This window comes from Pseudomonas sp. NPDC087639 (assembly GCF_044743385.1).
Taxonomy (GTDB): Bacteria; Pseudomonadota; Gammaproteobacteria; order Pseudomonadales; family Pseudomonadaceae; genus Aquipseudomonas.
The window spans coordinates 31,491-53,623 of the sequence record NZ_JBIUWI010000002.1 but is presented as its reverse complement, the minus strand read 5'-3'; the positions used below and the strand labels follow the sequence as shown (position 1 = coordinate 53,623).

The window sequence follows — 22,133 nt, the reverse complement described above, 5'->3', positions numbered from 1 at the left end:
CCTCGACGTGGGAACGATCAATCAAAAACAAAGTGTTTATTCGGTGACGAACTTCGCGCTGACATACGGCGAGTAATCCGTCAGCACCGTCTCAACCTTGCCCTGTTCCTTCAAAAACTTCGCCGTCTCCCCGATCGCCTTGGCCGTGCCGCCGTCCAGCAGCGCAGTAGTTTTCTGTGCCTTGGCATCAGGAAATGCAGAACCGGCCAGTAACTCAGGAACATCAACCGCGTTGGCACCGGTCAGTTTGGCGATTTTTTGTACAGGCTCGGAGTCAGCCGTCCAGCTGTCTTTATGCGCCGCATAGTCAGCGAACGAGTCCAGTGTGACCTTGGCAAATTTGGCCACGACCTCAGGATGCTTCTCGGCGAAGTCCTTTCGCGCGACCCAGACTTCGAAGGTTGGAGCACCCCACTGGCCGACCTGTGCGGCATCGGTCAGGGTCTTGCCGGTCTTGCGGATTTCACCCAGTGCCGGCGACCAGACGAATGCGCCATCGATATCCCCGCGTTTCCAGGCCGCCGCGATTTCCGCCGGTTGCAGGTTCACCACTTTGACTTTCGAGGTGTCCAGGCCCCAGTGCTTGAGTGCGCCGAGCAGGCTGTAGTGAGAGGTGGACACGAAGGGCGTGGCGATGGTTTTGCCCACCAGATCCTGCGGGTTGTTGATGCCGCTGCCGTTGCGCACCACCAAGGCTTCGGCGGCGTTGATCTGTGCCGACACGATGAAGGCAACAATCGGCAAGTTGCGCGAAGCGGCTGCAGCGAGGGGGCTGGAACCGAGGTTGCCGATCTGCACATCACCGGAAGCAATGGCTGTCACAACTTCCGGGCCACTGTTGAAGCGACGCCAGTCGATCTTCTCGCCAATGGTTTTCTCGTAGACGCCGTCGGCCTGAGGGACTTTGCTCGGGTCGATCCCGGTCTGGTAACCCACAGTAAGGTTGGCGGCGTGAGCGGAAAAAGAAATCAGTGCTGACACACAAACTGTAACAAATTGACTAGATAGTGCGCGTTTGGCCATCATGGCGTCGCCTTTTCGATAGGGTTTGACGTTTTTGGGTTGCGCCAAAGCTAATCGATCTAAAAAAAGGCTAACAAATACCATTTAGGAATGAGCTTAGTCGCCGATACGCTGTATCCCGGCATTGATGGCCACTTACTGGCTATATTCCGAAATGATATGAAAAAGAATGAATAAATTCTTTTTGGGTTTATCAGGAAGTCTTTACCCTGCACGGACCAAATCACTGCGATTAGACCTTGGTCGTAGACACACAAAGTTACGATTGACTTGTCAGTCACGGTCTGGCGCTAATCGCGCATCTTAGGACCCAGGGGCATCAGATCCCGGGCCAGGAACACAAGAATTAGAAACGAGAGGAGCTTTACATGAACAAGTCCACCTTGGCCCTGGCTGTGGCCGTAGGGGTTTTGGCGCAGCAGGCAGGCGCCGCCGGTTTCATCGAAGACAGCAAGGCAACTTTGGGGCTGCGTAACTTCTACATCAACAACGATAACCGTGACTCCGGCACAAAAGCCGCTGGCGCTCAGAAGAAGAACGAAGAATGGGGCCAAGGCTTCGATTTGCGCTTCATCTCTGGTTACACCCAAGGCACTGTAGGTTTCGGTATCGACGCCATCGGCCTGCTGGGTGTGCGTCTGGATTCGGGTGGTGGCACCAACGGTATTGGTAACTACGGCGGTACCGTTTTCCCAAGCGAACGCAATGGTGACGCTGTCGACAGCTTCTCCAGTCTGGGTCTGACTGCCAAAGCCAAGGTCTCTCAGACCGAACTGAAGTTGGGCACCCTGCAGCCAAAACTGCCAGTGATCGTGACCAACGACGGTCGTCTGTTGCCGCAAACCTGGCAGGGTGGACAGATTACCTCTGGCGAAATCAAGGACCTGACTCTGGTTGGCGGTCAGATCGAAGCCGTGAAAGGACGTAACTCCAGCAACAACGAGAACATGTCCATTGGTGGTGCAACCGCACGTATTACCAACAGCAACAAGTTCATCTACGGCGGTGGTGACTACAAAATCACCAAGGACCTGACTGCTCAGTACTACTACGGCAACCTGGAAGATTTCTACAAGCAGCACTTCCTTGGGCTTGTCCACAACTGGGCAATTGGCCCGGGCGTGTTGAAATCTGACTTCCGTTACTTCAACAGCTCGGATGATGGTGCCAACTCCAACACTCCGGCTTACTACAGCAATGGCAACTACACCGGTCAGCCAAGCGGTAAAGGTAAGGTCGACAACAATCTGTACAGCGGCCTGTTCCTGTATACCGTTGCCGGTCACACCTTCGGTGGCGGCTATCAGGTTTCCAACGGTAGCAGCGACTTCCCTTGGCTGAACCAAGGCGACGGTTCGTCGAACTACACCATCACCGACATGCAAATCCAGAAGTTCGGCCGTGCCGGCGAGCGCACCTGGCAAGCACGCTACTCGTATGACTTCGCTAAAGTCGGCGTGCCGGGCTTGACTGCCGGTATGGTTTACCTGCGTGGCGACAACATCGACACTGTGGGTAGAAACGGCCTTGAAAACGGCAATGGCCGTTCCGAGTGGGAACGCGACCTGACCATCGGTTACGTCGTACCAGAAGGCCCGCTGAAAAACGTTGGCGTGATGTGGAAAAACGCCATGTGGCGCAACGACATCCCGGGTCAGCGCGACCAGGACGAAAACCGCCTGATCGTCAGCTACTCGATCCCGCTGCTGTAATAGCGCGCTCAAGTACCTGGAGTAAAAAAGCCCCGTCCGGCATCGCGCCGGACGGGGCTTTTGCGTTTTCGAGTCAGGCCCACCCCCGTAAGCCCTCCCCGAATTTCCCTCTTTACAGCAACTCAAGGCCTTCTCGAACCTTGCGATCGATGTTCGTCGGGATGCGGCCGGGCGTCCAGTGAACAGATCTTTAATATTCTTTAAAGATCTAGATATCTATTTATTTATTCTTTTTCAGAAGATCAAAAGCCAAGCTACAGTTGAGGTCTCCAACAACTCATCAGGAGCAGCACCATGAGCCTCAGACTCGGCGACATCGCCCCCGATTTCGAACAAGACTCCAGCGCCGGCAAGATTCGCTTCCACGAATGGCTGGGCGATAGCTGGGGCGTGCTGTTCTCCCACCCGGCGGACTTCACCCCGGTCTGCACCACCGAGCTGGGTTTTACCGCCAAGCTCAAGGATGAGTTCAGCAAGCGCGGCGTCAAAGCCATCGCGCTGTCGGTCGACCCGGTGGACTCGCACCACAAGTGGATCGAAGACATCAATGAAACCCAGAACACGATCGTCAACTTCCCTATCCTGGCCGATGCCGATCGCAAGGTTTCCGATCTTTACGACCTGATCCACCCGAATGCCAACGACACCCTCACCGTGCGTTCGCTGTTCGTGATCGATCCCAACAAGAAGATTCGCCTGACCATCACCTACCCGGCGAGCACCGGGCGCAACTTCCACGAGATCCTGCGGGTGATCGATTCGCTGCAACTCACCGACAACTACAAAGTGGCCACGCCGGCCAACTGGCAGGACGGTGAGGAGGTGGTGATCGTGCCGTCGCTCAAGGATGAGGAAGAGATCAAGAAACGCTTTCCAAAGGGGTATCGCGCGGTGAAGCCGTATCTGCGCCTGACGCCGCAGCCGAACAAATAACCTTTTGAGGCGATCGTTCCCATGCTCAGCGTGGGAATGCCGCCCTTGACGCTCCGCGTCACAGTGAACGCGGAGCGTCCATGGATTCATCCCCACGCAGACGGTTCGACGCCTCGACGTGGGAATGATCAGCGTGTAGCCACAAAGCAGGGGATTTCGGGCCGTTTCGACGGCCTTTTTTTCGCCCGAAAAAAGGTAGAACGTATATCTCTAAAACGCATAACTAAATGAATAAATATGATTTATGGATATATAAATCAGCTGGTAAGGTCACTCCCATCGAAGCGAGATCGCAACCCGCGAATCGCCTGTAACGCTCAAGGAATCGTCTGAATGCTGGTTGTCTCACTCGGTGGCAGTCCTAGCCAACGCTCCCGATCCGGGGTGTTGCTGGAGCGCTCGCAACGCTGGTTGCAGGAGCAAGGGGTGGAAGTGGTGAGTTATCAGGTGCGGGACTTCCCGGCCGAGGATTTGCTCCACGCCCGTTTCGACAGCCCCAAGGTGCTCGACCTGCTCGCTCAGATTGAAAGCGCCGATGGCCTGCTGATCGCCACGCCGGTTTACAAGGCTTCGTTCTCCGGCGCCCTGAAGACTCTGCTGGACCTGCTGCCCGAGCGTGCCTTGAGCCACAAGATTGTTTTGCCGATGGCCACCGGTGGCAGCATCGCCCACATGCTGGTGGTCGATTACGCCCTCAAGCCTGTGCTGTCGGCATTGAAAGCGCAGGAAATGCTGCAAGGGATTTTTGCCGAGGACAGCCAGATCGCGTATGGCGAAGGCAGTGCTGCGGCACAACTGGCACCGGCGCTGGAGCAGCGTCTGCATGAAGCGCTGGAGCAGTTTGTCAGCGCCATGGCCCGCCGGCCTAAACCGCTGGAGCCGGGCCTGTTGAACGAACGTTTGTTGAGTGCTCGCTGGAGCATTTGAGCCTGCTTTTCAGTTACACCGGAATTTGAAGTACTCACCTTACTCAGCCGCCAACGGCCCAGCAGGTGCAGCCAAAACCCAACAGCAAAAAAGGAGAGCGCTATGCGCACTGTATTTTTGCGTCGTGGTCTGGTCGCTCTGTTTGCTGCGGCTGTGTCTTTCGGCGCCATCACTCAAGCTCAAGCCGAGACTTTGCGGATCGGTTATCAAAAGTACGGCACGCTGGTGCTGCTCAAGGCCAAAGGGACGTTGGAAAAACGTCTGGCCGCCCAAGGCGTGGACGTGCAATGGACTGAATTTCCCGGTGGCCCACAACTGCTCGAAGGCCTGAACGTCGGCTCGATCGACTTCGGCGTGACGGGCGAAACCCCACCCGTATTCGCCCAGGCTGCCGGCGCCGATTTGCTCTACGTCGCCTACGAGCCGCCAGCGCCTAACAGCGAAGCGATCCTTGTGCCGAAAGACTCGCCGATCAAATCCGTCGCGGATCTGAAGGGCAAGAAAGTCGTGCTGAACAAAGGCTCCAACGTCCACTACCTGCTGGTGCGTGCGCTGGAAGACGCCGGCCTCAAATACACCGACATTCAAACCGTATTCCTGCCGCCGGCCGATGCCCGCGCCGCGTTCGAACGGGGCAGCGTCGACGCCTGGGTCATCTGGGATCCGTACCAGGCGGCCGCCGAGAAACAACTGCAAGCGCACACCCTGCGTGACGGCAAAGGCATCGTCGACAACCACCAGTTCTATCTGGCGACCAAACCTTACGCGCAGAAAAATCCCGAGGTGATCAAAGCCCTCGTTGAAGAAGTGCGCGCTGTCGGCGAGTGGTCCAAAGCCAATCCTGAAGACGTGACCCAGCAGGTTGCGCCTCTGCTCGGTCTGCCGGCGGACATCACCCTGACCTCGGTGAAACGCCAAGGCTACGGCGCGCTGTTCCTGACCCCGGAAGTGGTCACCGCGCAACAGAAAATCGCTGACACCTTCTTCCAGCTCAAGCTGATTCCCAAGCCGTTGAGCATCAAGGATGTGATCTGGACACCACCGGCCGCTGTGGCCCAAAGCTCAGTCACCCAAGCCCCGTAATTCGAATCCCCAAGGAGACCACTCCATGAGCCTCAATATCTTTTGGTTCCTGCCTACCCACGGCGACGGCCATTACCTTGGCACCGCCGAAGGTGCGCGCGCCGTCGACCATGGCTATCTGCAACAGGTCGCGCAAGCGGCGGATCGTCTGGGCTTTGGCGGTGTGCTGATTCCCACTGGCCGCTCCTGCGAAGACTCGTGGCTGGTGGCCGCGTCGCTGATCCCGGTGACCCAGCGTTTGAAATTCCTTGTCGCGCTGCGCCCCGGGATCATTTCCCCGACAGTCGCGGCGCGTCAGGCTGCAACCCTGGATCGCCTGTCCGGTGGTCGTGCGTTGTTCAACCTGGTGACCGGTGGCGATCCGGAAGAACTGGCCGGTGATGGTTTATTCCTCAGCCACGAAGAACGCTATCAGGCCTCGGTGGAATTCACCCGCATCTGGCGTCGTGTGCTGGAAGGCGAAACCGTGGATTACGACGGTCAGCACATCAGCGTGAAAGGCGCCAAATTGCTCTATCCGCCGATCCAGCAACCGCGTCCGCCGCTGTACTTCGGCGGTTCGTCGGAGGCGGCGCAGGACTTGGCTGCCGAGCAAGTTGAAATGGTCCTGACCTGGGGCGAACCGCCAGCCGCAGTGGCCGAGAAGATCGAGCAGGTGCGCGCCAAAGCCGCCAAGCTCGGCCGCACCGTGCGCTTCGGCATCCGACTGCATGTGATCGTCCGCGAAACCAATGCCGAGGCGTGGCAAGCGGCGGATCGGCTGATCTCGCACCTGGACGACGAAACCATCGCTCGTGCTCAAGCCTCGCTGGCGCGTTTCGATTCGGTCGGCCAGCAACGCATGGCGGCCTTGCATGGCGGCAGTCGCGACAATCTGGAAGTAAGCCCGAACCTGTGGGCCGGTGTCGGTCTGGTGCGCGGCGGTGCCGGTACGGCGCTGGTCGGCGATGGCCCGACTGTGGCCGCTCGCGTGAAGGAATACGCCGATCTGGGCATCGACACCTTCATCTTCTCCGGTTATCCACACCTCGAAGAGTCGTATCGCGTCGCCGAACTGTTGTTCCCACACCTCGACATCGAGCGCCCGGAACTGCCGAAAAGCACCGGTTATGTCAGCCCGTTTGGCGAGATGGTGGCCAACGACATTCTTCCCAAAGCCGCGTCGCAGAGCTGAGGCGCGCCATGAAGAAAATTATCCACAGCCTCGCGCCGTGGGCGTTGCCGGTGTTGCTGCTGGCGGTGTGGCAGTTGTCGGTGTCGGCGGGATGGTTGTCGACGCGGATCCTGCCGGCGCCGGTGGCAGTGATCGAGGCCGGCGTGAGTCTGGTGCGCAGCGGCGAGATCTGGACGCACCTGGCGATCAGCGGCTGGCGCGCAGCACTGGGTTTTATCATTGGTGGAGGCATCGGTCTGGCACTGGGTTTTATCACCGGCCTGTCGAAGTGGGGCGAACGCTTGCTCGACAGCTCGGTGCAGATGATCCGCAATGTGCCGCATCTGGCGCTGATTCCGCTGGTAATCCTGTGGTTCGGCATCGACGAGTCGGCGAAGATTTTTCTGGTGGCGTTGGGTACGTTGTTCCCGATTTACCTCAATACGTATCACGGCATCCGCAACGTCGATCCGGCGCTGGTGGAGATGGCGCGCAGTTATGGCCTCTCCGGTTTCAGCCTGTTCTGGCAGGTGATTCTGCCGGGCGCGCTGCCTTCGATTCTGGTCGGCGTGCGCTTCGCGCTGGGCTTCATGTGGCTGACGCTGATCGTCGCTGAAACCATCTCGGCCAGCTCCGGCATCGGCTATCTGGCGATGAACGCCCGGGAGTTTTTGCAGACCGACGTGGTGGTGCTGGCGATCCTGCTTTACGCGGTGCTCGGCAAACTCGCCGACCTCGCAGCCCGCGGACTTGAGCGTGTGTGGCTGCGCTGGCATCCGGCCTATCAGGTTGCCAAGGGAGGTGCAGCATGACTGCTCAACAACCTCCACGCCTGCTGCGCGGGATTCCGCTGGCGGTGCGCAATCTGCAAAAGACCTTCGGTACGCGCCAGGTTTTGCGTGACATCGATCTGCACATTCCGGCGGGGCAGTTCGTCGCTGTGGTCGGGCGCAGTGGTTGCGGCAAAAGCACCTTGCTGCGCTTGCTTGCCGGCTTGGATCAGCCCACTGGCGGCGACTTGCTCGCAGGTGCAGCGCCGCTCAGCGATGCGCGGGAAGACACCCGGCTGATGTTTCAGGAAGCACGGCTGCTGCCGTGGAAAAAGATCATCGACAACGTTGGTCTCGGCCTCAGGGGCAACTGGCGCCCGCAAGCACTGGACGCGCTGGAAGCAGTGGGGCTGGCGGATCGCGCCAACGAATGGCCGGCAGCTTTGTCGGGTGGCCAGAAACAACGTGTCGCTCTGGCGCGAGCGCTGATCCATCAACCGCGTCTGCTGTTGCTCGACGAACCGCTCGGCGCGCTGGATGCGCTGACCCGGATCGAGATGCAGCAACTGATCGAACGCCTCTGGCAGCAGCATGGTTTCACCGTGTTGCTGGTGACCCACGATGTCAGCGAAGCGGTGGCGATTGCCGATCGAGTGATTCTGATCGAGGACGGCGAAGTCGGTCTCGATCTGCCTGTGGAACTGCCACGGCCGAGGGTGCGAGGTTCGCACCGGTTGGCCGCGCTGGAAACCGAAGTGCTCAACCGCGTTCTCTCCCTGCCCGGCGAACCGCCGGCGCCGGAACCTGTTTCACCACTGCCTACGCAACTGCGTTGGGCTCAATAACTCAAGCAAACGACAGGAATCATTGCCATGACTATCAAAGCCATCAACGTCCGCAACCAGTTCAAAGGCTCGATCAAGGAAATCGTTCTCGGTGACGTGCTGTCGGAAATCGACGTGCAGACCGCTTCCGGCATCGTCACTTCGGTGATCACCACTCGCTCGGTCAAGGAGCTGGAACTGGTGGTCGGCAGCGAAGTGATTGCCTTTGTGAAATCCACTGAGGTTTCCATCGCCAAGTTGTAAGGCTGTGGATAAAAACAACCCCGGAGGGTATGAGCCCTGATCGTTCCCACGCTCCGCGTGGGAACGATTGCCTCAGTAACCTACAGAGATCTTTTGGGCAGATACGTCGGCAGATACAGCCCGATATAAGCATCAAACACCCGCATCCCTTCTTCAGCCATGCGCGGCGTAATCTGCCCGTGCTGCTGCACTGAGCGCGCATAGACGCGGTCGCCCAGCTCCATGGCGAGAGCAAACACATCGACATCATCCGGCAGCCTCGGCAGTTCGAAGTGATGGTCGAACAGCTTGTGCATCAGGTCGCCCAACTCGATGTCGTGCTGACGGTCAGCCTGAGTGACTTCCGTCAGTCCATGCTGGGCGAGGATCAATTGGCGGGCGGCAGCGTCTTCGTCGTAGATCTCCAACATCCGCTGTTCAACCAGTCGTGACAGGTCGCGCCAGTCGCGCAGGGCCTCATGGTCGATCGGCGCTTGCAGGCAGGCACGGAATGCCGCGTGCACATCCGCCGTCAGTGCTTCGAGCAGCGCCGGGACGCTGGCGAAGAAGTGGTAAACCGAGGAGGGCGGAATCTGTGCGCGCTCGGCCACGCTGTAGATCGACAGACTGGCCACGCCCTCGGTTGCCAGCAAGATACGCGCGGCGTCGAGTATCGAATCGATCCGTGCCTGACTGCGGGCGCGGGGTTTGCGAAGGGGGGCGGGTCGCGTCATGGAAGTCTCCTGCGGGGCAGCGGGCATTGTACGAGGCGGGTTCGGTGTTGTCTGCCGACCTGTGGCGAGGGGATTTATCCCCGATGGGCTGCGAAGCGGCCCCAAAGCCATTCAGCTTGGTGTATCAGGAATAACTGGTTCTCAGGGTTTACGGCTGCTGTGCAGCCGATCGGGGATAAATCCCCTCGCCACAGAGGCCATAAAAAAACGCCGTGGGCTGAATCAGCCAACGGCGTTTTTTCTGAAGCTGCAATCCGCTTAAACGGTATGCAGGTACCAGTTGTACTCGAGGTCGGAGATGGAGTGTTCGAACTCCTCCAGCTCGCTCTCTTTACAGGCGACGAAGATATCGATGTATTTCGGATCGATGTACTTGGCCATCACCTCGCTGTCGTCCAGCTCACGCAGGGCATCGCGCAAGTTGTTCGGCAGGCTTTGCTCGTTCTGCTCGTAGCTGTTGCCTTCGACAGGCGCGCCCGGCTCGATCTTGTTGGTCAGGCCGTGGTGCACGCCGGCCAGTACCGAAGCCATCAGCAGGTACGGGTTGGCGTCGGCGCCGGCTACACGATGCTCGATACGCACGGCATCGGACGAGCCGGTCGGTACGCGAATCGCCACGGTGCGGTTGTCCAGGCCCCAGCACGGCGAGTTCGGCACGTAGAACTGTGCACCGAAACGGCGGTACGAGTTGACGTTCGGGCACAGGAACGCCATTTGAGCGGGCAGGGTCTCCAGCACACCGCCGATTGCGTGACGCAATGCGGCGTTCTGCTCGGGATCCTCGCTGGCAAAGATGTTCTTGCCTTCTTTGTCCAGAATCGAAATATGCACGTGCAAACCATTACCTGCCTGGCCCGGGTAAGGCTTGGCCATGAAGGTGGTGTCCATTTCGTGGTCGTAGGCGATGTTTTTCACCAGACGCTTGAGCAGGACGGCGTAGTCGCACGCCTTGATCGGATCGGAGACGTGATGCAGGTTGACTTCGAACTGCGCCGGGGCGCTTTCCTTGACGATGGCGTCAGCGGGGATGCCCTGCTCTTTCGCGCCTTCGAGGATGTCTTGCAGGCAGTCGACGTACTCGTCGAGGTCGTCGATCAGGTAGACCTGAGTCGACACCGGGCGCTTGCCCGAAACCGGCGAACGCGGCGACTGCGGACGGCCGTTCACGTTGTCCTGGTCGATCAGGTAGAACTCCAGTTCGAACGCGGCGCAGATGGTCAGGCCCATCTCATCGAACTTGCGCACGACGTTGGCCAACACTTCACGCGGGTCAGCAAAGAACGGCTGGCCTTCAAGTTCGTGCATGGTCATCAGCAATTGCGCGGTTGGGCGCTTCTGCCACGGCTCGATGCTCAGGGTGCCGGGGATCGGGTAGCAGATGCGGTCGGCGTCGCCGATGTCCAGACCCAGGCCGGTGCTTTCCACTGTGGAGCCATTGATGTCGAGGGCGAAGAGCGAGGCCGGCAGGTTGATGCCTTTCTCGTAAACCTTATGAAGACTGGTGCGTTCGATGCGCTTGCCGCGCACCACACCGTTCATATCCGCAATCAGAAGGTCGACGTACAAAACCTCAGGATATTTCTTAAGGAATGCGTTTGCTTCGTTGAGTTGAACGGTACGCAGAGGGACCGACATGATGCACCTATTTAGCTGTTAATTATTATGTTCACTGCTGTTTCGCCGAGCCAGTCAACCCGAACGGCAAAGTGAAGTCAATAGCGAACAGCTTGCCGCTCAGCCTTTATTTTTAGGGCTTTTTTTAACACTTGCGTGCCAATACAGGCGCCAGACGCCCAGAAACCCTGACGATTTGATGAGCGGCGTTTAGAATTTTTTACATGGCGGTTGTTAATTAAAATCAACGAGGCTAAGCTCCGGAAAAGCTCGTTCAAGTGTCAAACTTCGAGGTGAATAAAAATGGCATTCAAGCCATTGATCGGCGTTACAGCGTGCGTCAAACAGATTGGCCTGCACCCCTATCACATCAGCGGCGACAAGTACGTTCGCGCTGTCAGCGTTGCGGCGCTGGGGTTGCCGGTGGTCATTCCTTCCCTTGGCAACCTGACTGAAATCGAAGACCTGCTCGGTCAACTCGACGGTCTGATGTTGACCGGCTCTCCTTCGAATGTGGAACCTTTCCACTATCAAGGCCCGGCCAGCGCTCCCGGTACGGATCACGATCCGGCGCGGGATGCCACCACCCTTCCTTTATTGCGTGCAGCCATTGCGGCGGGCGTTCCGGTGCTGGGCATTTGCCGTGGCTTCCAGGAAATGAACGTGGCCTTCGGCGGCAGCCTGCATCAGAAGGTGCATGAGCTGCCGGGCATGCTCGATCACCGCGAAGCCGACAGCCCGGACGTGGCTGTGCAATACGCACCGGCTCACGCCGTCACGGTGCTTGGCGGCGGCGTGTTCGAAGCGCTGGAGTTGCCGGGCGAGTTCCAGGTGAACTCGATTCACAGTCAGGGCATCGACCGCCTCGCTCCCGGCCTGCGCGCCGAAGCGGTGGCGCCGGATGGTCTGATCGAGGCGATCTCGGTGGAGCACAGCCCGACCTTCGCCCTCGGTGTGCAATGGCACCCGGAATGGCAGGTGCTGGACAACCCGAACTACCTGAAGATTTTCCAGGCATTCGGTGAGGCTTGTCGGCAACGGGCCGCGCGACGCAACAAGCGCTGACACAACCCAGGATTCAATAACTGTTGACTGCCCCCACGGGGTCGGCGGCTGTGCGTGTGCGCATCCGTCATCCGTGAAAACAACAAACCGTAATAACAACAAGTACGACCCAGGCAGCCAGGATGGCGGCGCCGAACAAGTAATGGGCAATCCGCTGCCGTGTGGTGACGGGGATTGTTGCCCTGGGCTTGCAATCCACTTAAGCCAGGCCACATTGGCCCGGCGACTGAAATCTGTTGGGAGTTTCACATGGCAAACGCCTCCAGCACTTACAGGAAGGCTCTTGAAGGTCATCAGCAACCGAAAAAGGTTCTGGTGAAAGTCGATCGCGTGACCAAGAAGTTCGACGAAACCACGGCCGTGGACGATGTGTCCCTGGAGATCCATCAGGGTGAAATCTTTGCCCTGCTCGGCGGCTCCGGTTCGGGCAAATCGACCCTGCTGCGCATGCTCGCCGGTTTCGAGCGCCCGACTGAAGGGCGAATTCTGCTCGACGGCGTGGACATCACCGACATGCCGCCCTATGAGCGGCCGATCAACATGATGTTCCAGTCCTACGCGCTGTTCCCACACATGACCGTCGCGCAGAACATCGCCTTTGGCCTCAAGCAGGACCGTTTGCCGGCCAGCGAAATCGACGCCCGCGTCGAAGAAATGCTGCGTCTGGTGCACATGACCCAATACGCCAAACGCAAACCGCATCAGTTGTCCGGCGGTCAGCGCCAGCGCGTCGCCCTCGCCCGCTCTTTGGCCAAGCGTCCGAAGTTGCTGTTGCTCGATGAGCCGATGGGGGCGCTGGATAAAAAGCTGCGTTCGCAAATGCAGCTGGAACTGGTCGAGATCATCGAACGCGTCGGCGTAACCTGCGTGATGGTGACCCACGACCAGGAAGAAGCCATGACCATGGCCGAGCGCATCGCGATCATGCACCTGGGCTGGATCGCGCAGATCGGCAGCCCGGTCGACATCTATGAAGCGCCGGTCAGCCGCATGGTCTGCGAGTTCATCGGTAACGTGAACGCTTTCGACGGCACCGTGGTGGAAGACCTTGAAGGTCACGCGATCATCCACAGCCCGGACTTGCAGCAGAAGATTTACGTCGGCCACGGCGTCAGCACCTCGGTGCAGGACAAGTCGATCACCTACGCGATTCGTCCGGAAAAAATGCTCGTCAGCACGATCAAACCGGAGGTCCGCTACAACTGGTCCGAAGGCAAAGTGCATGACATCGCCTACCTCGGCGGCCACTCGGTGTTTTACGTCCAATTGCCTGGTGGCAAGATCGTCCAGTCGTTCATGGCCAACGCCGAACGCCGTGGCGCGCGGCCGACCTGGGACGACACGGTCTACGTCTGGTGGGAAGACGACAGCGGCGTGGTACTGCGCTCATGAGAACCTTCAATCAGCAATTCCTGCGCCTGGTGCCCAGCGGACGAAAACTGGTGATCGGCATTCCGTTCATCTGGCTGTTCCTGTTCTTCATGCTGCCGTTCTTTCTGGTGATGAAGATCAGTTTCTCGGAAGCCGCGCTGTCGATCCCGCCGTACTCGGAGATCTACACCTATGCCGAACAGAAATTCCAGCTGCTGCTGAACATCGGCAACTACACCATGCTCGGCGAAGACGAGCTGTATCTGTCCGCCTACCTCGGCTCACTGAAGGTCGCAGCACTCAGCACGTTGATGTGCCTGGTGATCGGTTTCCCGATGGCCTACGCGATCACCAAAACCGGCAAGGAAACGCAAAACGTCCTGCTGCTGTTGATCATGATGCCGACCTGGACGGCGATCCTGATCCGCGTTTACGCGTGGATGGGCATCCTCAGCAACAACGGTTTGCTCAACGGGTTTCTGATGTGGACGGGGCTCACCGATCACCCGATCGAGATCCTCAACACCAACACGGCGGTGTATATCGGCGTGGTCTACGCCTACCTGCCGTTCATGGTGTTGCCGCTGTACGCCAACCTGGTGAAGCACGACGGCAGCCTGCTGGAAGCCGCGTCGGATCTGGGTTCGAGCAACTTCAACAACTTCTGGAAAATCACCGTGCCGCTGGCCAAGAACGGCATTATTGCCGGTTGCATGCTGGTGTTCATTCCGGTGGTCGGTGAGTTTGTGATTCCGGAACTGCTGGGTGGCCCGGAGACGCTGATGATCGGTCGTGTGCTGTGGCAAGAGTTCTTCAATAACCGCGACTGGCCGGTGGCGTCTGCCCTGGCGGTGGTGATGCTGTTGATCCTGATTGTGCCGATTCTGCTGTTCAACCGCAGCCAGGCCAAAGAGATGGAGGCACGGGGATGAAACGCTTCGGTTTTGCAAAATTCATGCTGATCTTCGGCCTGGCGTTTATCTACCTGCCGATGCTGATCCTGGTGATCTACTCGTTCAACGCCTCGAAACTGGTGACGGTATGGGGCGGCTGGTCGGTGAAGTGGTACGTCGGCCTGCTCGACAACACGCAACTGATGGGCTCGGTGCTGCGCTCGCTGGAGATCGCCTGCTACACCGCGATTGCCGCTGTTGCCTTGGGCACGCTGGCGGCGTTTGTGCTGACTCGCGTGACTCGCTTCAAGGGCCGCACGCTGTTCGGTGGTCTGGTCACCGCGCCGTTGGTAATGCCTGAGGTGATCACCGGTCTGTCGCTGTTGCTGCTGTTCGTGGCGATGGCGCAGTTGATCGGATGGCCGCAGGAGCGTGGCATCGTCACGATCTGGATCGCCCACACCACGTTTTGTGCAGCCTATGTGGCGGTGGTAGTCTCCGCCCGCCTGCGTGAACTGGACCTGTCGATCGAAGAAGCGGCGATGGATCTCGGGGCGAAGCCGTTCAAGGTGTTTTTCCTGATCACCATTCCGATGATCGCGCCGTCGCTGGCGGCGGGCGGGATGATGTCGTTCGCCTTGTCGCTGGATGACCTGGTGTTGGCGAGCTTCGTGTCCGGCCCGGGTTCGACGACGCTGCCGATGGAAGTGTTCTCGGCGGTGCGTCTGGGCGTGAAGCCTGAGATCAACGCCGTGGCCAGCCTGATTTTGCTGGCGGTGTCGCTGGTGACCTTCCTCGTCTGGTACTTCGGCCGCAAGGCAGAAGCCAACCGCAAACGTGCGATTCAGGACGCGATGGATCAGACGGCGAACGAGTCGTGGCAGCAACCGCCACGCGCCGCCACCGCATAACCCTGCAGGAACTGGAATCAGCCCCTCGGTCAGTCCCCTCTCCCTCTGGGAGAGGGTTAGGGTGAGGGGCTTTGCGTAATGTGAATAAAAAGAATGGAGTTGTACCGATGAAAATGCTTGGCAGGACTCTGCTGACACTGTCCTTAATGGGCGCAATGGTCATGGGCGCCCAAGCCAACGACAAGGTGCTGCGTGTTTACAACTGGTCCGATTACATCGCGCCGGACACCGTCAAGAAGTTCGAAGACGAGACCGGCATCCGTGTGACCTATGACGTCTTTGACAGCAACGAAACCCTTGAGGCGCGCTTGCTGGCGGGCAAATCCGGCTACGACATCGTCGTGCCATCCAACAGTTTCCTGGCCAAGCAGATCAAGGCTGGCGTCTATCAGCCGCTGGACAAATCGAAGCTGCCGAACTGGAAGAATCTCAACCCGGTGCTGCTGAAGAACGCCGCCGCCAGTGATCCGGACAACGCTCACGCGTTCCCGTACATGTGGGGCTCGATCGGCATCGGTTTCAACCCGGACAAGGTCAAGGAAGTGCTCGGCGCCAACGCCCCGACCAACTCCTGGGACTTGTTGTTCAAGCCCGAGAACGCTGAAAAGCTGAAAGCCTGCGGTATCAGCTTCCTCGATTCGCCGACCGAAATGCTCCCGGCCGCCCTGCACTACCTGGGTTATCCGGTGAACGACAAGGACAAGGCGCACATCCTCGAAGCCGAAGCGCTGTTCATGAAAATCCGCCCATCCGTGGCGTACTTCCATTCCTCGAAGTACATCTCGGACCTGGCCAACGGCAACATTTGCGTGGCGGTGGGGTATTCCGGTGACGTGCTGCAGGCCAAGGCCCGCGCGGTGGAATCGGGCAACAAGGTGAAGATCAACTACAGCATTCCGAAGGAAGGCGCCGGCAGTTTCTACGACATGGTCGCGATCCCGCGCGATGCGGCGAACGTCGACAACGCGTACCTGTTCATGGACTTCCTGATGCGTCCGGACATCATCGCCGAGATCACCAACAGCAACGGCTACAGCAACGCCAACTCGGCGGCCACGCCGCTGGTGGACGAAGCGATCCGCAACGACCCCGGTTCTTACCCGTCGCAAGCGGTGATGGCGACGCTGTATGCGGTGCCCGATCAGCCGATAGCGACCCAGCGCATCATGACCCGCGGCTGGACCCGGGTGAAGCTCGGCAAGTGATTCAAGCGCAAATCAACTGTGGGAGCGAGCCTGCTCGCGAAGGCGTCGGCACACTTAACCCATTCATTGCCTGACCCACAGCTTTCGCGAGCAGGCTCGCTCCCACACTGGTTGTGTGCAGTGCTTTCCCGTTCACGCAGCGCCTTACCACCGCTGCACCCTGCAAATGAACGGCCTCACCTGGCTCCCTCGGCTCAGGTGAATTTCAGGCGCCCTCGGGCGCCTTTTTTTGTCACTCAGGTCAGCGGCCATTCCTGCACAATCCGGTAACGGCCCTTGTGCGATTCGAACAAGGCAAAACGCTCGGCACGCAGCAAGAACTCAGGCGGCGTGGCGGACTCCGGCTCTGGTGCGCGATAGTCCCGGGCAAGCGTCAGGTGCGGGCGAAACTCGTGCGACGGCTCTTCAAAACCAAATGGCAGCATGGCCTGTTCCAGCGCATAGACCAGGCGCAGCAACGCCTGCGGTGCCTGCTCGGGCGCCAATGACAACACCCCGGCACGGTGCCAGACCTGCACGCGATCCAGCGAAATTTTCAACGCCTCCCCCGGCATGCGTACCTTGCTGGCGGCCTCGCAGACCTCGCCAATCTGCGCCAACGGCACTGCGCCGAGAAACAGTAACGTCAGATGAAAGTTATCCGCAGGCACTGACTTGCCGGCTCGCAGGCTCAACTCGCTGCGCCACTGAGCAATCGCCTTGCGCTGCGCCGGTGGGCAGTCGAGGGCAAAGAACAGCCGCTTTTCATCCGTCATGGCCTGACTCCTTTAAGGTTCGTGATCGCCGATTCTACCCGTCCCTTTCTGACGACTCGCCACACAAGTCTATAGTTCAAGGATTGCCATCAACCGGAGGACGCCATGCGCGAGATCCTCAGCAAAGAACCGTGGTGGGCCAGACCACCGAGCCCCGGGCAGGATGAAGCCGAACTGGAATGGGGCTGGCTGGTGCATTACAGCGAAGGCGAACCGCGTTTTGCGTTCGTCCGCGAACGGCCAACGGACGAGCAGATACGCAACCGCAAGGGCTGCCGGATCACCCCCTCCTCCGAGTGACCCCGGTTACCCGTAGGAACTGCGGCACGCTGCGATCTTTTGATCTTGATCTTTCATAACAAAATCAAAAGATCGCAGCCTCGTTTCACTCGACAGCTCCTACAAGGGAATCAAGGTTCAATGAGGTATTTGAACCCGGCGAAGATCATCCGCTGCCCATCGAACGGCATCGGGTTGACGTCCGGTTGCATGCGGGGGTCCTCCATCATTTTCGCCATGCCCGCATCGCGGGTGGCCTTGTCCGGCCAGATCAGCCAGCCCGACGCCACGGTTTCACCGTCCTTGAGTTTGACCGCCATCGGGAATGAGGTGACTTTGCCGTCTGGGACATCATCACCCCAGCATTCCGCCACACTCAGGACGCCGTACTCCTTAAAGATTTTTGCCGCGATTTCGGCGTGTTTTTTGTACTGTTCACGATTAGCAGTCGGGACCGGCGCTACAAAAATATCGATGTAAGCCATGTTCATTCTCCTTGTACGGTGGGTTCGATCTGCTGGGTAGTCGATTGCGGCGGCTGCCATTCGACACGATTCACCCCCTGCCCGACCGACGGCTCTTCTCCCCCGCCCAGATTGCGCTCGACCTGCCCGGCCATGTGCAGCGTGCCGGCCATCACGCCGGTGGTCGGGTTTTGCACCAGTTTCAGCCAGGCCTTGTCGAAGGTGTTGCCCAGGCTGCTGCGGATCAGCGCTTCACTGTCGGGGCGGTCGTTGGCCTGGATAATGGCGCGGATGCCCATCACCCCCACGGAAATCATCGCCCCGGCCAGTTTGCCCGCCGCTGCGGCCACCGCACTGGCCGCGCCGCGCGGGGCCATTTCCGCTTCGATGCGTTGGCTCGCGCGTTTGGCCACGGGCGCCATGCCGGCATCGGTCGAGGCGATGCCTTTGGCGCCGCCGTCGGTGTGAATCTTGTCGATCAACGCGGCGTAGGCCGGCAGCGTGTTCAACGGCTCTGTGCTGATCACCTTGTACAACGAGGCATCCCGCGCCGCTGGCGGGCCGAGGGCGATAGCCGGGACTCTCTGCAAGCGACCGTTGAGCTGGGCAACCGGCACGCCGTGACGCTGGGCGATGAGCGGCATTTGCTGGGCCATCAGTTGCGCATAGAACGCCGTGGCCTGACTGAGGATCGCGTCCGGATCGATTTCCACGGCGACCGGCGCGAGCACCTTTTCCTGATATTGATCAAGCAGATACGCCGCCAGCTTTTTGGCCGAAGCGTCCTGCTCACCGCCGGCACTGATCGTGTACCAACTGACCTTCATCGACAGCCATTCCTGGGTCCAGTAGCTGCTGAACCACGGGATGAAATTTTCTTCAGTTTGCTGATAGACGCGAGTGCGCCAATGTTCCATCGAACCACGGGCGAACAGCTTGACCTGCTCGGTGGATTGTTGCGAAGCGCTGACGATCTCGCGGTCGATCCGCTGCCAGGTCGCGGGCGACACCACCACGGCAGGCGCCGTTACCGGGGCCCGCACCGTAGAGGCACAGCCGGCCAACAGACACAGTGCGGCGACGACCAGCGCGCGCAGGTTCACGGTGGGATGTCCTTGAAACGGGAGAGACAGATTTGAGTATAGGTGCCGGTGGGGGGCCGTTTGTCTGGTTGTGGCTGGGCTGGCCCCTTCGCGAGCAGGCTCGCTCCCACAGGGGAATGCATTTCAAATGTGGGAGCGAGCCTGCTCGCGATGGGGCCGGCAAACCCAGTGAAAATCCCGACCATCAATACCGTCGATATTCACCATCGCGACGATTGCCTTCCGCCCACCGGCCGGCGAAGGCACGATTGCGTCATCCGAACCACAACGAGGAGTACACATCATGATTCACACCATCGCACTCTCCGTGAGTTTTCCGGTGTTCGGCAGCAACTACTACGAACAACACGTCGTAAACCGCAAGGCGCAGACGTTGGTGTTCAACGAAGATTTCGAAGATCTGCTGATGCCCGCCGCCACTAACCATTTCAGCAATGAAGTGGTCGGCATCAACGATCAGTTCCGTTTTCTGAGCGACATTCTCGCCACCCATTTGCTGGACATCGAGGCCTCAGTGCCTGCGCGATCCCGCGTCCAGGCGAGCGCTCATTTTTCTTGAGAACCGAGGGCGTTCCTTTGCGGGAACGCCCTCTCTTGTTCGATCAGTCGTCATCCCGATCGCGGTGATAGCGACGGCCATCGCGGCGGTCATCTCGGTCATCCCAACGGTTATCCCGACGATCATGGTCGTAATTGCGCCCATGGTCGCGGTCGTAATGCCGGCCATGGCGGTGATCATCATCAAAGTCCGCAATACAGCCACTCAGCAGTACGGCGGCAGTCACGGTCAACAGCATCGTTGTAGCGCGCTTCATTCAATACTTCCCTAAAACCAAGGTTTTGACGACGGAATCGGCCAGCGCTGCCCTCGCCTCCGGAACTCGGTGCGCGCTGCCGCAAATACGACCGGGCAAATCGGCTTTGATTCAGTGCCCGCCCACGACCGTTTATCGCCTCGTCCTGATCGGCCAGACGGCGGCGTAATGCCACCTATACTGCTCCCAACCCATCACCACGCAATGGAACTGCGCCCTCAATAACAAAAAGCAGAGGTGCACCATGGTTTGGCAGCAGATTTACGACCCGTTCGGCAACCCGATGATCTCCACGCTCATGGCCGCTGTGCCGGTGGTCGTGATGCTGGCGGCGCTGGCGTTCTTCCACGTCAAGGCGCATCTGGCCGCCCTGTTGGCGCTGGCTTCGGCCTTGTTGATCTCGATCTTCGCCTTCGGCATGCCGGCGAGCATGGCCGGTTCGGCGGCGTTGTTCGGCGCGGCCAACGGTCTGCTGCCGATTGGCTGGATCGTCCTCAACATCATCTTTTTGCATCGCCTGACCACCGAGAACGGCTCCTTCAAAGTGCTGCAGGATTCACTGGCGCGGATCACCGATGACCGACGCTTGCAGTTGCTGCTGATCGCCTTCTGTTTCGGTGCGTTTTTCGAAGGGGCGGCCGGTTTCGGTACACCGGTGGCAGTGACCGGGGCAATTCTGATTGGTTTGGGCTTCTCACCGCTGGCGGCCTCCGGTCTGGCACTGATTGCCAACACCGCGCCGGTGGCTTTCGGCGCCCTCGGCACGCCGATCATCACCCTGGCCAAAGTCACCGGGCTGGATGAGATGGAGCTGTCGATGATGGTCGGTCGGCAGTTGCCGTTCTTCTCGGTGCTGGTGCCGTTCTGGCTGATCTGGGCCTTTGCCGGCTGGCGCAAGATGCTCGAGATCTGGCCGGCGATTCTGGTGGCCGGTGTCAGTTTCGCCGTGCCGCAATTCCTGGTATCGAACTATCACGGGCCGATGCTGGTGGATGTGATTGCTGCGCTGATTTCCATGGCCAGTCTGACGCTGTTTTTGAAGGTCTGGAAACCGGCGACGATCCATACCTCGGCGGCGCTGTCCGGGCGGGTCGACAATTCCAAAGTCGACGAAGAGAAAGTCAACGCCAGCGCAGCGTTCAGCGATCAGGCGCGCCCGGCGGTGATGCGCGCGTGGATGCCGTGGATCATCCTCACCGTATTCGTGTTCGCCTGGGGCACTCAGGGCTTCAAGAATATGTTCGACACCCGCCCTGCCATCGATCCGGTCACGCAATCGGCCAAGCTTGATCCGCAGGGCAAACCGCTGCGCGAGGCCAACCCGATTTTCGCTCCGGCCATCACCTTCACCAATCTGCACCTGCAAATCGAAAAAGTCCCGCCGGTAGTGGCGGCGCCGAAAGCTGAAGAAGCGGTCTACAAGTTCACCTGGCTCACCTCCACCGGCAGCGGCATCCTGCTGGCGGCGATTGTCGGCGGCTTGCTGATGGGCTATTCAATCCCGCAACTGATCAAGCAGTACCTGCGCACGCTGTGGGTGGTGCGGTTTTCGCTGATCACCATCGCGGCGATGCTGGCGCTGGGGTTCCTCACGCGCTACTCGGGGCTGGACGCAACCATGGGCCTGGCGTTTGCGGCGACGGGAATTTTCTACCCGATGTTCGGCACCTTGCTCGGCTGGCTTGGCGTGGCGCTGACGGGCTCGGATACCGCGTCGAACGTGCTGTTTGGCGGCTTGCAACGGGTGACGGCGGAACAGCTCGGGATCAGCCCGGTGCTGATGGCCGCCGCCAATAGCTCCGGTGGGGTTATGGGCAAAATGGTCGATGCGCAGTCGATTGTGGTCGCCTCCACCGCCACCCGATGGTACGGGCATGAGGGTGAGATTCTGCGCTATGTGTTCTTCCATTCGATTGTGCTGGCGATTCTGGTCGGCGGGTTGGTGACGCTGCAGGCGTATGTGGCGCCGTTCACCTACATGGTCGTCGGCGGGCATTAGTTGCACATAACAAAATTTCCAATGTGGGAGCGAGCCTGCTCGCGAAGATGTTCGATGTTCCGACCTCTTCGCGAGCAGGCTCGCTCCCACAAGGGATACTCAGGCTCTGTTGATTCATGAGCCATGTGCATAACTCTATAGCGCAAATCCGCAAAAACCTTTTCCTCCCTCCAGCGGTCACTCCTAGAACGAGACTGGCAAGCATGCCGGCGCGCCCTTATGGGCCATTCGCAACCCTGCCGCCTGATTGAGAGAAA

At 59.3% G+C, this 22,133-nt stretch carries 23 protein-coding genes; 16 read left to right on the top strand and 7 right to left on the bottom strand.

The window, feature by feature from the left end; translation table 11 throughout:
* Positions 1-36: 36 nt before the first annotated feature.
* Entirely contained in the window at positions 37-1,023 is a 987-nt protein-coding gene (tauA, locus tag ACIOVB_RS02260; protein ID WP_401264621.1) for a taurine ABC transporter substrate-binding protein, read from the bottom strand.
* A gap of 368 nt (positions 1,024-1,391) precedes the next feature.
* On the opposite strand from tauA, the gene ACIOVB_RS02255 reads away from it, so the two are divergent.
* The 8 genes from ACIOVB_RS02255 to ACIOVB_RS02220 all read left to right on the top strand — a co-directional run bounded on the left by ACIOVB_RS02255 (position 1,392) and on the right by ACIOVB_RS02220 (position 8,689).
* Positions 1,392-2,735: an OprD family porin gene (locus ACIOVB_RS02255; RefSeq protein ID WP_401264467.1), complete on the top strand. Its 1,344-nt coding sequence runs from the start codon at positions 1,392-1,394 to the stop codon at positions 2,733-2,735.
* A 294-nt stretch (positions 2,736-3,029) separates the two neighbouring features.
* Positions 3,030-3,668 (top strand): peroxiredoxin, encoded by a 639-nt coding sequence (locus ACIOVB_RS02250; RefSeq protein ID WP_187681058.1) that lies wholly within the window; start codon positions 3,030-3,032, stop codon positions 3,666-3,668.
* A 333-nt stretch (positions 3,669-4,001) separates the two neighbouring features.
* Positions 4,002-4,595, top strand: a complete 594-nt coding sequence (gene ssuE / locus ACIOVB_RS02245) for an NADPH-dependent FMN reductase (RefSeq protein WP_187681057.1) — start codon at positions 4,002-4,004, stop codon at positions 4,593-4,595.
* A gap of 102 nt (positions 4,596-4,697) precedes the next feature.
* On the top strand, positions 4,698-5,678 hold the full coding sequence (locus ACIOVB_RS02240) for a sulfonate ABC transporter substrate-binding protein (protein ID WP_401264465.1): 981 nt from the start codon (positions 4,698-4,700) through the stop codon (positions 5,676-5,678).
* A 25-nt stretch (positions 5,679-5,703) separates the two neighbouring features.
* Positions 5,704-6,852, top strand: a complete 1,149-nt coding sequence (gene ssuD / locus ACIOVB_RS02235) for an FMNH2-dependent alkanesulfonate monooxygenase (protein ID WP_187681055.1) — start codon at positions 5,704-5,706, stop codon at positions 6,850-6,852.
* A gap of 8 nt (positions 6,853-6,860) precedes the next feature.
* Entirely contained in the window at positions 6,861-7,643 is a 783-nt protein-coding gene (gene ssuC / locus ACIOVB_RS02230) for an aliphatic sulfonate ABC transporter permease SsuC (RefSeq protein ID WP_401264462.1), read from the top strand.
* Entirely contained in the window at positions 7,640-8,446 is an 807-nt protein-coding gene (ssuB, locus tag ACIOVB_RS02225) for an aliphatic sulfonates ABC transporter ATP-binding protein (protein WP_401264460.1), read from the top strand. The genes ssuC and ssuB overlap by 4 nt, the downstream gene beginning before the upstream one ends.
* A gap of 27 nt (positions 8,447-8,473) precedes the next feature.
* Entirely contained in the window at positions 8,474-8,689 is a 216-nt protein-coding gene (locus ACIOVB_RS02220; RefSeq protein ID WP_003229256.1) for a molybdopterin-binding protein, read from the top strand.
* Between the two features lie 80 nt (positions 8,690-8,769).
* Here the strand turns inward: ACIOVB_RS02220 and ACIOVB_RS02215 are convergent, their stop codons facing one another.
* On the bottom strand, positions 8,770-9,402 hold the full coding sequence (locus ACIOVB_RS02215; protein ID WP_187681052.1) for a TetR/AcrR family transcriptional regulator: 633 nt from the start codon (positions 9,400-9,402) through the stop codon (positions 8,770-8,772).
* A gap of 258 nt (positions 9,403-9,660) precedes the next feature.
* A complete protein-coding gene (locus ACIOVB_RS02210; RefSeq protein ID WP_401264458.1) occupies positions 9,661-11,037 on the bottom strand; it encodes a glutamine synthetase family protein in 1,377 nt (458 codons plus the stop codon).
* A 282-nt stretch (positions 11,038-11,319) separates the two neighbouring features.
* Here ACIOVB_RS02210 and ACIOVB_RS02205 point away from each other — a divergent pair, with 282 nt between their 5' ends.
* From ACIOVB_RS02205 to ACIOVB_RS02185, 5 genes are all read left to right on the top strand, one after another.
* Positions 11,320-12,081 (top strand): gamma-glutamyl-gamma-aminobutyrate hydrolase family protein, encoded by a 762-nt coding sequence (locus ACIOVB_RS02205; RefSeq protein WP_187680500.1) that lies wholly within the window; start codon positions 11,320-11,322, stop codon positions 12,079-12,081.
* Between the two features lie 249 nt (positions 12,082-12,330).
* On the top strand, positions 12,331-13,473 hold the full coding sequence (gene potA / locus ACIOVB_RS02200; RefSeq protein WP_401264455.1) for a polyamine ABC transporter ATP-binding protein: 1,143 nt from the start codon (positions 12,331-12,333) through the stop codon (positions 13,471-13,473).
* Between the two features lie 29 nt (positions 13,474-13,502).
* Complete coding sequence (locus tag ACIOVB_RS02195; protein WP_187680546.1) at positions 13,503-14,384, top strand: ABC transporter permease subunit; 882 nt, start codon at positions 13,503-13,505, stop codon at positions 14,382-14,384.
* A complete protein-coding gene (locus ACIOVB_RS02190; protein WP_401264454.1) occupies positions 14,381-15,256 on the top strand; it encodes an ABC transporter permease subunit in 876 nt (291 codons plus the stop codon). Before ACIOVB_RS02195 ends, ACIOVB_RS02190 begins: the two co-directional genes overlap by 4 nt.
* 107 nt (positions 15,257-15,363) lie before the next feature.
* The gene (locus ACIOVB_RS02185; protein WP_401264451.1) at positions 15,364-16,461 is read left to right on the top strand and encodes a polyamine ABC transporter substrate-binding protein; all 1,098 of its coding nucleotides are present in this window, start codon (positions 15,364-15,366) and stop codon (positions 16,459-16,461) included.
* A 236-nt stretch (positions 16,462-16,697) separates the two neighbouring features.
* Here the strand turns inward: ACIOVB_RS02185 and thpR are convergent, their stop codons facing one another.
* A complete protein-coding gene (thpR, locus tag ACIOVB_RS02180) occupies positions 16,698-17,216 on the bottom strand; it encodes an RNA 2',3'-cyclic phosphodiesterase (RefSeq protein WP_401264450.1) in 519 nt (172 codons plus the stop codon).
* Between the two features lie 105 nt (positions 17,217-17,321).
* On the opposite strand from thpR, the gene ACIOVB_RS02175 reads away from it, so the two are divergent.
* Complete coding sequence (locus tag ACIOVB_RS02175) at positions 17,322-17,516, top strand: hypothetical protein (RefSeq protein WP_401264448.1); 195 nt, start codon at positions 17,322-17,324, stop codon at positions 17,514-17,516.
* 110 nt (positions 17,517-17,626) lie between these two features.
* Here ACIOVB_RS02175 and ACIOVB_RS02170 read toward each other — a convergent pair whose 3' ends face one another.
* Together ACIOVB_RS02170 and ACIOVB_RS02165 are read right to left on the bottom strand one after the other, a co-directional pair.
* Positions 17,627-17,980: a DUF1428 domain-containing protein gene (locus tag ACIOVB_RS02170; RefSeq protein ID WP_187680494.1), complete on the bottom strand. Its 354-nt coding sequence runs from the start codon at positions 17,978-17,980 to the stop codon at positions 17,627-17,629.
* A 2-nt stretch (positions 17,981-17,982) separates the two neighbouring features.
* Complete coding sequence (locus ACIOVB_RS02165; protein WP_401264445.1) at positions 17,983-19,062, bottom strand: hypothetical protein; 1,080 nt, start codon at positions 19,060-19,062, stop codon at positions 17,983-17,985.
* 283 nt (positions 19,063-19,345) lie between these two features.
* Between ACIOVB_RS02165 and ACIOVB_RS02160 the strand changes: the two genes are divergently transcribed.
* Positions 19,346-19,621 carry a hypothetical protein gene (locus ACIOVB_RS02160; RefSeq protein ID WP_305438430.1) on the top strand — a complete coding sequence of 92 codons (276 nt, stop codon included), beginning with the start codon at positions 19,346-19,348 and terminating at the stop codon, positions 19,619-19,621.
* A 43-nt stretch (positions 19,622-19,664) separates the two neighbouring features.
* On the opposite strand, the gene ACIOVB_RS02155 is transcribed toward ACIOVB_RS02160, so the two are convergent.
* Positions 19,665-19,877: a hypothetical protein gene (locus ACIOVB_RS02155; protein WP_187680490.1), complete on the bottom strand. Its 213-nt coding sequence runs from the start codon at positions 19,875-19,877 to the stop codon at positions 19,665-19,667.
* 244 nt (positions 19,878-20,121) lie between these two features.
* On the opposite strand from ACIOVB_RS02155, the gene ACIOVB_RS02150 reads away from it, so the two are divergent.
* The gene (locus ACIOVB_RS02150; protein WP_401264443.1) at positions 20,122-21,876 is read left to right on the top strand and encodes an L-lactate permease; all 1,755 of its coding nucleotides are present in this window, start codon (positions 20,122-20,124) and stop codon (positions 21,874-21,876) included.
* Positions 21,877-22,133: the final 257 nt, after the last annotated feature.